The sequence below is a fragment of the Lysinibacillus sp. A1 genome, from assembly GCF_000801965.1.
Classification (GTDB): domain Bacteria; phylum Bacillota; class Bacilli; order Bacillales_A; family Planococcaceae; genus Lysinibacillus; species Lysinibacillus fusiformis.
Window position 1 is genome coordinate 41,372 of record NZ_JSZM01000033.1, and the last position, 11,418, is coordinate 52,789.

Annotated in this window: 8 protein-coding genes; 6 read left to right on the plus strand and 2 right to left on the minus strand. The window is 37.0% G+C overall.

Annotated features, from left to right (window positions below; genetic code table 11):
• Nucleotides 1-17: 17 nt before the first annotated feature.
• Nucleotides 18-929 carry a 1,4-dihydroxy-2-naphthoate polyprenyltransferase gene (locus PI85_RS20725; RefSeq protein ID WP_036125510.1) on the plus strand — a complete coding sequence of 304 codons (912 nt, stop codon included), beginning with the start codon at nt 18-20 and terminating at the stop codon, nt 927-929.
• A 780-nt stretch (nt 930-1,709) separates the two neighbouring features.
• Here the strand turns inward: PI85_RS20725 and PI85_RS20730 are convergent.
• Nucleotides 1,710-2,270, minus strand: coding sequence for a hypothetical protein (locus tag PI85_RS20730; RefSeq protein ID WP_052323578.1), 561 nt, complete (start codon nt 2,268-2,270; stop codon nt 1,710-1,712).
• 1,063 nt (nt 2,271-3,333) lie between these two features.
• Here PI85_RS20730 and PI85_RS20735 point away from each other — a divergent pair.
• The 4 genes from PI85_RS20735 (at nt 3,334) to PI85_RS20755 (ending at nt 9,721) form a co-directional block, all read left to right on the plus strand.
• A complete protein-coding gene (locus PI85_RS20735) occupies nt 3,334-3,996 on the plus strand; it encodes a serine/threonine protein kinase (protein ID WP_036125513.1) in 663 nt (220 codons plus the stop codon).
• Nucleotides 3,997-4,739: 743 nt separating this feature from the next.
• Nucleotides 4,740-5,606, plus strand: a complete 867-nt coding sequence (locus PI85_RS20740; protein ID WP_036125514.1) for an alpha/beta fold hydrolase — start codon at nt 4,740-4,742, stop codon at nt 5,604-5,606.
• A gap of 985 nt (nt 5,607-6,591) precedes the next feature.
• On the plus strand, nt 6,592-7,590 hold the full coding sequence (locus tag PI85_RS20750; protein WP_036125518.1) for an ABC transporter substrate-binding protein: 999 nt from the start codon (nt 6,592-6,594) through the stop codon (nt 7,588-7,590).
• A 541-nt stretch (nt 7,591-8,131) separates the two neighbouring features.
• On the plus strand, nt 8,132-9,721 hold the full coding sequence (locus PI85_RS20755; RefSeq protein ID WP_036125520.1) for an AraC family transcriptional regulator: 1,590 nt from the start codon (nt 8,132-8,134) through the stop codon (nt 9,719-9,721).
• A gap of 290 nt (nt 9,722-10,011) precedes the next feature.
• On the opposite strand, the gene PI85_RS20760 is transcribed toward PI85_RS20755, so the two are convergent.
• On the minus strand, nt 10,012-10,305 hold the full coding sequence (locus tag PI85_RS20760; protein ID WP_036125522.1) for a hypothetical protein: 294 nt from the start codon (nt 10,303-10,305) through the stop codon (nt 10,012-10,014).
• A 398-nt stretch (nt 10,306-10,703) separates the two neighbouring features.
• Here PI85_RS20760 and PI85_RS20765 point away from each other — a divergent pair, with 398 nt between their 5' ends.
• Nucleotides 10,704-11,390 carry a DUF421 domain-containing protein gene (locus tag PI85_RS20765; protein ID WP_144422591.1) on the plus strand — a complete coding sequence of 229 codons (687 nt, stop codon included), beginning with the start codon at nt 10,704-10,706 and terminating at the stop codon, nt 11,388-11,390.
• Nucleotides 11,391-11,418 lie beyond the last annotated feature (28 nt).

The following is an 11,418-nucleotide window of genomic DNA, read 5'->3' on the forward strand; positions in this document are numbered from 1 at the left end:
GGGAGATAGAATGCTTTATGGGAAGTAAAAAAGAAATCAGTTCAGCTAAGTTAATGTGGACAATGACTCGACCACATACATTAACAGCGACGTTTGCTCCTGTTATATTGGGGACAGTTGTAGCACTTTTTGAAACCAAGATTGATTGGTTACTATTTATCGGAATGATAATTTCGTGTTTAGCATTGCAAATTGCAACAAATTTATTCAATGAGTATTATGATTTTAAACGCGGGTTAGATACTGCTGATTCTGTTGGGATTGGTGGCGGGATTGTCCGTCATGGATTAAAACCCAAAAACGTCTTAACTGTGGCTATTCTATTGTATATCGTTGCAGCATTTATCGGTGTATATATTTGTATGAATAGTACTTGGTGGTTAGCAGTCATCGGTTTATGTGGTATGGCAGTTGGCTATTTATACACAGGCGGCCCATTACCAATTGCGTATACACCGCTTGGAGAGTTGTTTTCTGGATTGTCAATGGGAACAGGTTTTGTATTAATAGCTTTCTTTATTCAAACAGGTTCTTTAACAGTTGAAAGTATATTGATATCCATTCCAATTGGGATTTTAGTTGGGGCAATCAACATGTCCAATAATATTCGAGATATTGATGAAGATATTAAAGGTGGAAGAAAAACGTTGCCTATCCTCCTTGGTAGAGAGAAAGCAGTTAAATTGTTAGCGATAGCATTTGTATTTTCCTATTTGTGGATTTTACTAATTGTGTTAATGGGATATATAAGCCCATGGTCTTTAGTTTTATTCATGGGTTTGAAAAAGCCAATAACAGCAATAAAGGGTTTTCAAAAGGGTGCAATAGAACCCCAATATATGCGTATTGCCATGAAATCAACAGCATTGACAAATACAGTTTTTTGTTTTTTGTTATCAGTAGGGCTATTAATCAGTTATCTATTTTAGAGATATGCAAATGTAGAAATGGATTCGAAATCAAAATATAAAACCAGAGTGATCCTCAAAATTGTGGATTAACTCTGGTTTTTATGGTTAAAAAATAAAACAAGCAATTGATAAGTATAGCTCCTTACTAAAACCAACTTACTACATCAACAAAGTGCACGGAAACGCACTTATCTAAAACACAATTACGAATTAACTTTGTACGCTCTACCACGATGTCAAAAGTGAGTTCTCGATAATTTACAATAATATTTAAGCTTTCATTTTCGTATGGAGGCTTTTTCTTATGCTCTGTAAACTGCCTCAAACAGCCGAAACACTACGGGTTGAGAGGGTAGAACTTGATGTGGTTTTGCGAGCATAAAGAAATAAATAAAATCATAAATAAAAAATTCTAAACACTAAATGAAAATGTTGAAGTACTATTGGAAAGCTTTTTGATATGGAACTTATTTATACACAATAACCCATATGAGCTAAAGAGAATCTAAATTCACATCTCTTTTACTTAAATCAATATCTTGTTAAAAAATCATTAATTTCTAAAGGGTCAATCAGGTATTCCTTACTCTCGAGCTAGGTGATATGGTTCCCCTACGTGATAAAGGTTGGGGGTGTTACATTAGACACTCACATAACTGCCGTAAAAGAAGCATATGAATTCGGCAAGAAAAAGATAGAGGTATTGTTCGATAATGATATAAAGGCCCGTTACCCTAATTGGTAATGGGCTTTTTAAAGTAAAGGCCAAAATCCAAAAGTATACTCTCAATAAAATCCTTAAGCTAATCTTAAAATGACAATAGACGCGCTGACAACCGGTGTGCCCCCAATAATTGTGTTTAATAAAGCTGTCGGGTTTGGATGAATATTTCTCAAAGTAAGAACATCCGATGAATTTAAAGTCGTTATTACTTGACCATTTTGCGGGTCGGAACCACCATTGCCTCCGTAATTAGAACCTGCTATTTGGTTGTCGCCGTTGAAAAGGGCAAATGCAAAAGGACCACCTGTAACGAACACTTCGTAGGTAATAAGATAAGTCCCCGTTTGGTTTATAATGATAGGTGCTGTTCCTGGTACATGTGATACAAATCCTGCAGGGGTAATATTACCATTTGTATTGAACGTAACTTGGCCATTATTTGGTATACCTGGTTGTGCAGTTGTATCATAAATATAAGCAAAACCTGGAAGTCCAGTACCAACAACTTGTTGTGGTACCTGTACTCCATGATGAACATTTTTGTTATTACAACTTTCCTCACAATCATCTTGAATTCTGCTAATTCTTTTATAAGTAGTTTCCTTTTCACTTTTATTGAAATTGTCAAAACCCAATTTATCACGCTCCTTGTTTTTACATTATTCAACAAAGAGATACATTTAGACCAAACCTTTATGTTTTATTTGGTCTTGAGGTAAAGTCGAACTGTTTATAAAATTTATAAGTTGGAAATTACATTCCTAGAAAGGTTTATCTAACACTTGATAAAAACTCCAATGAGCTTTATAAAATTGAACAGATTAGAGCAATGGGTTTAAGGGATGAAAGTGTAATACACTAGAATCCTGGAGACTAAAGCAACCTATCTCTATAAAATTACACCATACAAAATCATTTGAACTCTGGGAAAAAAACACACCACCGAAGTGGTTATCAAAAAAGACTCGAAACACTCGTTTACAAAATGGGTGTTTTTTTACTCCGAAATTATCATTTTTACATTTTCTTAGATTTTAATGAATTTTAAGTAAAATTTAACAGAAAACTAAATTAAGTTCATGTTAAGTACATCCTTAAGATTAGATGAGGTACACGCATCTAATTCTTATGCATGAAATACTGTTCTCTCATTGTTTGGGTGTAATCCTCTACTACTTTTGGGTCATTGCCTATGAAGTGATAAAGGAAAAAATGTCAATCGTTTTTTAATGAAGATATGAATAAAAATATATTAATAATATGTAGCTGGGGGAGTAGGTTCAATTGCTTTCCAACTAGCTAAATGGACTGGGTTAACGAGTATAGGTAAAGCTACATCCAATCACTTTGAAAGTTTTTAATGAAGGTGGTTAAGGGTAAATATTACTGATGGAGGGGAAGAGGGGAACTGGTTCTTCTACAGCTAACGAAGCAGTAAAATTACATAAAGAGAAATGTATATGGGAACTAATATTAGTTCCCAACGTTATAAAATTAAAGAGAAAATGTAGGAAAATTGGGTTTTAAGTGTGACATTTAGAATGTGGTGAAAAAGCAGGAAGATAGTACAGCCTAATCTTTAATGGCTGCTAGATAAAGATCAATGTATAAACTAAATATTGTTAAGAGCAATATCGAATCCCTACTAAAGTAATTAGATAGTGTAATTTCTTCAATGCAAATGATGGGAGAGATGATATGGAAAACGACTGGGACAAAGCTATAGGTTCTCTATCTAAAATAAAAGTTTTCTCAAATCCAAATAACGAGCCGGTAACCATATGTGGTGAGGCTAATGATTTGAAATGTATAGGTATTGGTACAGATGCAGCTGTTTTTCAGTCTCTTTCCGCGCCGGCTTATGCATTTAAAATATATGCCAAAGACAAAGTACACAAAGTAAAAGTTGAAGCAACTGTTTATCAAGTTTTAGAAGAATCACCTTACTTTTCAACATGTTTTGCTGCATACAATGAATACCTGGTTTTAAGCTACGAAGAAGGAAAAACGCTCTTTGACTGCATTCTTCAAGGTATTCACATCCCAAAACAGGTTGTAAATGAAGTGGAGGAAGCAAGAGAATATGTTCGGAAGAAGGGACTTAACCCTCGTGATATACATTTAAAAAATATTTTACTACAAAATGGAAGGGCAAAAATAATTGATGTCTCTGAATACACACTACAAGGTAATGATCATCGATGGGAGCATTTAAAAAAAGGATATGAGCAATACTATCATTTAATAGATGGAAATTCAGTGCCGTTTTGGTTAGTCGAAACGATTCGAAAGTGGTATAACCAGCGTGGAAAAAAATCATCATTTGAAGAGTTTACAAAATATATTTTAAAACTTCTGTAAAAATATAATTGAACTTACGGGTAGTTTAATAACAAGTAGGAGCTAACCTCTTACAAGATTATTTCATATTGGTCAGTAACGCTACTCACACACCGAGTAGCGTATTTTTTAGTAAGAGGGTGAGAGTATGTCAATTTACTACTGCTATTATAATCCATTTTAAGTATGATAGATTAATTATTTACTATAAATGGAATTATTTTTAAAAGCCTCTAATTGTATGGAGGAGAATTTTATGCATTTTACATTTTAGTGTATATATTGTTAAAAACATCTTTAATTTCGCTATCTACGTCTTTGTCTTTTAATCTTCTGAACCTAGTTACGAAAAAAAGTAAAAAAATAGAAAAAAACAATAGCTAGTGGCCAAGTCTGCTGGTTGTATTTATTGGAATGAATGATGTTTGAATGAACAATTTGAGAAAGCGCTATGGAAATCATTCCAAGTGGTAGAATTAATGGTCTGTGATCATTTAGTTTAAGCATGTGAATTATTCCGATTAAAGAAGTGTAAAAATCTAAAAAAGCATTGAAGTATTGTAGGAAAACTTTCAATTTATAGAAAATTCGCTGATGGGTAATCGTTATGAACAAGAGGAGTTTGATCAAGTTATACGTTTTAGTCAGACTCGTAATTTACTAATTTTGTGCAACTTACTTTTTTTACGTTTATGTGTGGGAACCTCTCAAACGCAATGGGCATAAGTTGTTTATATATTTCGAATTGAGAGGGTGTCTTGTACATGTTTTCGTATCATCAAGATATACATCAATCTCCCTATCAACATGGTTTTATGCCTAGGGTTTATCATTACGTCCCTTATTCATGGAACAATAGTGCTCTAGAATTTGAAAGGCACCAATTTTCACCACAGCAACGGCTTACTTTTGTACTTGTACATGGTTCTTGGGCTGACGCTCATTTTTGGGACGGTGTAGCAGCAGAACTCCGCAGTCGAGGGCATATTGTCTATACTCCAGAATACGCAGGCCACGGCAATGATCCGAATAAAAATGTCACACATGCTATGATTACTAAGTCCATAGTGGATTTTATTCTGGAATGTAACTTATACGACTTTGTTCTTGTAGGACACAGTTTCGGGGGAACAATCATTCAAAAAGTTGCTGAACAGGTACCAAAACGTATAAAGCGTCTTGTTTTCTGGGATGCCTTTGTGTTGAAAGATGGAGAATCGGTTGCCGATGCATTTCCACCACAAATGAGGAAAGGGTTTGAGCAACTCAGAGCTAACTCAAAGGACGATACAATCATGCTTCCATTTGCGTTGTTTCGGGATGCTTTTGTCAATACTGCTACTTTAGAGGAAGCTAAACAGATGTATTTAAATGTTACTCCAGAACCTGCTAAACCTCTTTTCGAAAAACTAAATCTTAAAGCTTTCTACACATTACCAACGCCTAAGAGTTATGTCTATTTCTATCAAGATAACGCTTTGCCACAAGGAGAGGGTTACGGTTGGCATCCGAATATGTCCAGCCGACTAGGGCAATTCCGCCTGATAGTAGGCGATGGTGATCACTTTACGGACACACTTTCAAGACCCTATATGTTGGCACAAAAAATTTATGAGGCCAGCCGTGACTGATGCAATATAAAAACGAAAAACAGGCACTCACGTTGATATGCTCCCTATTAGGTAGACAGATGAAAAAATAAAATCTGTTTATCTAAGGGGAGTATTTTTTATGGGGAATAATTAGAAATGAAATGGGTTTCGTTAGTGAGAAAATTTGCAATAATATTTTCAGTTATAGTCGGGGCACTACTCCTTTATCTTGTGGGGACTTATGGAAATGTAAAATATCAGCTATATGCAGTCAAAAAAGATACTCATGAATATTTAATAAATAAAAGAATTGATAGTGAAGATGATGTTTATAAGATAGACTCTAAAATAGGGAGTGGAATAAAGTAGCAAGCGACTGTAATTTTTGAAGATGAAAAAGTCCATGTTTATGATTATGGAAAATTGAACGGAAAGATAAAGCAACTTTTCCTTATCCTGAAATGGAAAAAGATGATAGTTATAAACATAGAGAATAGAGAAAGAGGCTGGAGAAAACCCACCTCTAAATTAAAAAGCTTGTGAAAATTTACGATCAGTAAAATTTCACAAGCTTTAAATTTTTCCATAAAAAAATAAGGACCACCTCTGATAAAGCTAAGACTAAACACCCCTTTAGATAATTGATCTGTGAAAGGGTGTTTAATGTCTAAAAATAGACTTTGGAGTTGGCCATTCTTTATTTATTAAAAATAAGGAAAATAGATGAGAGAACATATACTAGCGTATTTTTTTAATCACCCTTTGATTACTATAAGGTGTTCGCATCCTTTTTTTAGGTCCAAACCACCGGAAAAAGTCATGTCGTCCGTTTGGTTCATGAAGGTTTTATTGTTTTACCTTATACGGAAGTGGCGAGTTTGTATAAAGCCGGTCGTAGAGAATGTGTATTGATTATGTCATCCAATTTGGGGTACTATCTACACAGGCTAAACGATAATGATTATCATTCTAAACGATCGAATTGTTTTGCTACTATACATAAATTACGGGAGTGAATTTAATCATGGCAAGATTAATGCTTATGAAAACAGGATGGATATCGCTTATAACTGCAGGAATGATTACGATGTCAGGTTGCGCCTCGACAGGCGATCAAGCTGTGGGGACGACCGATCAGTCTGCAAATGCAACGGCAGTGTCAAGCGAAGGCATGCCTCAGACCGAAACACGCGTCGTAACAGATGGCTTTGGAGAGGTAGAGATTCCGATAAATCCGAAGCGAGTCTCAGCGCTTTATCGTGAAGATTATTTGGTTGCACTTGGGGTAACGCCCATTGTGCAATATTATAACCCGATGTGGGGCAAACAGGATTATTTGAAACTGGATGTGCCATTGTTCGACGTGACTGGGAATATTGAAGCTTTACTTGTATCCGAGCCAGACCTGATTATCGGCGCTGGAGAGGTAGACGCCGAACAATACGAGCTCTATTCTAAGGTTGCACCGACATTCCGCTTGCCGGACGACGTACTTGTGGATACGCGCAAAACATTGACCTTAATCGCCGATTTGCTTGGTCTAAGTGATAAGGCGAAGCAGGTTCTTGCTGATTACGATGCACGTATTGCGGATGTGAAAACGAAGCTGAACGCAGCGATCGGCGATGAGAAGATTGTTGTTCTGCGAATGAACGTCGTAGACAAATCGATTAATATTTTCGGCATTCATAACACGTTTGTCGGACAAATCTTGTATGAGGATCTTGGACTGAAGGCTCCGGGGTTCGCCGAGGCAATGACGGAGGGCAATATCGTCTTGTCGAAGGAGGTCATTCCAGAGCTTGACGCGGACCATATTATTTTGCTTCCATCCAATGGGACGTGGGAGGAAGAGAGCAACGCGAAAGCTCTTGAGGAAATGAAGGCAGACAGGTTATGGCAAACCGTTCCTGCATTTAAGAACGGCCATGTATATCCAGTTGAGAGATCCTATTGGCAGACGGGAGCCATTACGGCTAACGAGTTGAAACTGGACGATTTACTTCGATTACTGGCTCCTTAATATGAAATAGGGTGATTACATTCCTAGGCATGCCTTATCGTCATCTTTAGGAAATATACCTGTCCCCTTTATAAAGGACAATTTTAAGAAACTTTTTTTGAAGCTGCCGTCTTCATTTTGCGGCAGCTTTTCAACTTCCATTGACTATTTTTCCATCTATTCTTAATTCACCTTCTGACGCACGTCTTGTATTTGTTTTTCGCATATCTTGTAAACTTTCAACTTCAGCTATACGAAAAGTGGTACGCCACCGTTTCCCCTGATTACGCTTTAAACGACTTCATTCTACATCTAAACCTGCTGCTTTATAAATTTCTCTAGGTTTTTCAGCTTTCCTAATAACATGACAGTTACATTCTTTTATATATGTAATCGCTAGCCTGTATATTTGGACTGCATTTTTTTCCTGCTCTTTTTTAGTACATCAACCTCTTTTTTCTCAATTTAAAAAAGTACAGTTTAAGGTTGATGGGCGGCTCTTTTTGATTTACACTATATTCATTGAGAATGAATATCAATTAAAGGGCGGTTGTTAGTTACAATGGATATTGAACAGTGCAAACAAGCCGAGATGGTCCCATTAGTCCAATATATACTACGATCCATCCGCTTCATCGTTGTAGGCGACCAAGCCGAAATGAATGATTCGGATGGCAGCAATAGAAGCGATAAGGAAAGCTATGAACTGCTCTTTATTATGAGTGGCACGGAACAAGGAAAGTGTTATTTACAGGGGCCTGGCAGATATTTCACTATTGATCGAAAGATTTCGAACTGCAGTTACTATCGGGTGCGCTTTGAAACGAGTGGCTATGATGCAGCTTCGGGCTTACTGCCGGATAAGCAAGAGCTTGTCTGCTCACCATTCGCAAAGACAATGGAACTCCTTAATGAGTTATATGGACTCCGCAGAGCGAGCGACGAGCTCGAACTGTTCCAACGATTTGTGAAATTCCAAGAGTTGCTGCTCTTTCTATTCCACCAAAATGCACCGGCAATTGAAGAGAAGGGAACGGATACCGTGCATCAGGGGATAGAGCTCAGTATACGGCACATTCAGCAATATTACCGTGAGCTGCTGACCGTGGAAGAGCTGGCCTCCCTTGCAGGTATTGATCGTTGGAAGTATACCCGTTTGTTCAAAGAAGCTACTGGGCAAGTACCGCTCCAGTACTTGAATGAAGTACGGATCAATCAAGCCAAGAAGTGGCTAGCGAGCGCCGATGACAAGTTGCTCGATATAGCGCTAAACGCAGGCTTCAGCAATGAATATTATTTCAGCCGTCGTTTCAAGCAGACGGTAGGCATATCGCCTGGACAATACCGTCGCAGTCGCAAGGGAAAGCTTAGAATAGTAGCGCCATATTTGGAGGATTTCATCGTCGCGCTGGATATGGAGCCTATCGCTCAATATCGGCATGAGAAATGGGGAAAACAAGACTATCTAGGCTTAAACGAAATTCCGACATTTGAGGAGAACAGTGACAATCTTGAAGAGCTTTCCTATTATAAGCCAGATTTGATATTGCTTGTGGATCGTTACGAACAACAGCAATATGCCCAGTGCCGACGCATCTCCAACACGTGCATCCTGCGTGAGCAGACCAATAATTGGCGTACATTGCTGCGTAACGTCGCTGATTATTTCGGGCGGGAGGAGTTGGCCAATGAAGCTATCACAAATTATGATTTCAAAGCAAGGAGTGCGAGTCAAACGCTGAGTCATCTTATGAAAGGGCAGAGTGTTGCTTTTTTGCGTATTTCGGCGGACCAAATCATCCAATATACGGAAGGAGGGCAAGCCTTTGTTTCAACAGTTCTTTATGGCGATGTTGGTTTGCGCTCCCACTCCGCAGTTGGTGTAGCTTCAAAAGCGAATAGGCCGGGTATGTTCACTCTCACTGTAAAAGATCTGCATATGCTAACCGCAGATCACCTGTTCATTACGTTCGATAAATGGCATAGCCAAGAAGAAGGGAAGGAGAGGGAACTGCTCGAGATGCCGGAGTGGCGCGATTTGCCCGCTGTTAGAAACAACCGTGTTTACGAGGTTGATTTTCTAACATGGATGAATAATGGAATTATTTCCAACAGCAAAAAAATCGATGATATACTGCGATCGTTAGCTTGATTGGGTTTTGCTTGTGGGTCTCAACTTTTACTGTTAACGGTTTAAGAGCACCACGATGGAGATGATAATCAATGCCGAACTTTGATTAAATAGTATGATTACAAAAGGAGTGTTTCTTTCAGACAAAGGAATGCTTCTTTTTCTTTAGTTATACGAACGAAAATAAATCTCTTCTTTATAAAGTGCAAAAGTTATGATATCGTCCACGAGTGCTTCTAATGGCGATAAAAATGCTAATGCCTGTTACCAATTGGGAATGGGCTTTTTAAATGTACGGAATAAGCGTAAAATCACATTTTACTGCTATTAAATTTTTTAATGACAGTAGCAAAAATGGCGACCATCAAAACGATGACACTATTGATCAATAAAAAGTACCCTATTTGCATGCCATAAAACAACGCAAAAGGATCGCGAATAACCATTACCGCTAAAGACCCACCGATGGCACCAAAGAAGACTGCTAGTAGTAATAGTATGAACGCAGAAAAATAAAAATTATTCTTTTTTCTGTACGCTATAAACGCAATCATATTTGCAATAATGATAAACAAGACCATAAGTATGATGAAAAAAGTACCCATTTTTACGCCCTCCTTCATAATCAAACACGGCATTATTATGTTTGTTGAACTATTCTGCACCGATGGTTGAAAGATAAGCCTTCTTTTAACTTCGAAAGCAGGATTTTCCATTTTACATGTATTTACTTAAATACGCTTCAAATGAGTAAAAGTTTCATTGTGAAACAATTCACCTACCTAAAAAGGACGGACATGGCTAATGACGACGCAGTGTTACAAAGGCGTATCAAGATCTTTATCTACAGCAGAAATTGACGTTGTACTACGCTATGTTAATAGTGCTCTTCAAGCACAAGTAGAAAATTATTAAAGCCCAGGCACTGCATTAATTTTGAGCATGGGCTATTTGTGTATTTTCTCAAAAAGTTGACCATTCTATTATGGATAGGAGTGAAACAATGAACGATATAGGCTACTTACAAATAGCTATTGAAACAATTATAACTTTTTTTGTCCTTCTGGCTCTTACACGTCTTTTAGGAAAAAAACAATTAAGTCATTTAACTTTTTTTAATTATGTAACAGGAATAACAATAGGGTCCATGGCTGCAAATATGGTTATTCTTAGTACAAAAGATTACACAAAGGATCTACTTAGCCTAGTAATTTGGTGTTTACTTACTATAATTATTAGTTATATAAGTCTTAAGTCAGGGAAAATTAGAGTAATCCTTGATGGTCAACCTACAATTATTATAAAACATGGAAAGATAGACAGAAAAGCATTAAAAAGAACAGGTGTGAATATCGATGACCTAACGATGTTGATTAGGCAAAATCAAATCTTTTCAATAACAGAAATTGATTTCGCCATACTAGAACCCGATGGTAGACTTAGTATTCTCAAAAAGCCTGAATATCAAGGGACACAAAAAAGTGACTTAAACATATATCCTTCGCCACCGACTTATTTACCGATTGAAATAATTGCGGATGGTAAATTATTACCTAAAAATTTGTTGGAAGTTGGTAAAAGTAGAGATTGGTTGAAAAATGAATTAAGCAGGGTCCATATAAAAGAGATAGAAGAAGTATTTTATGCTGAGATTCAATCTGATGGAAGCTTATTTATACAAAAATTCTAAACAAAAGTGAGGCTGGGACAAAACCCAC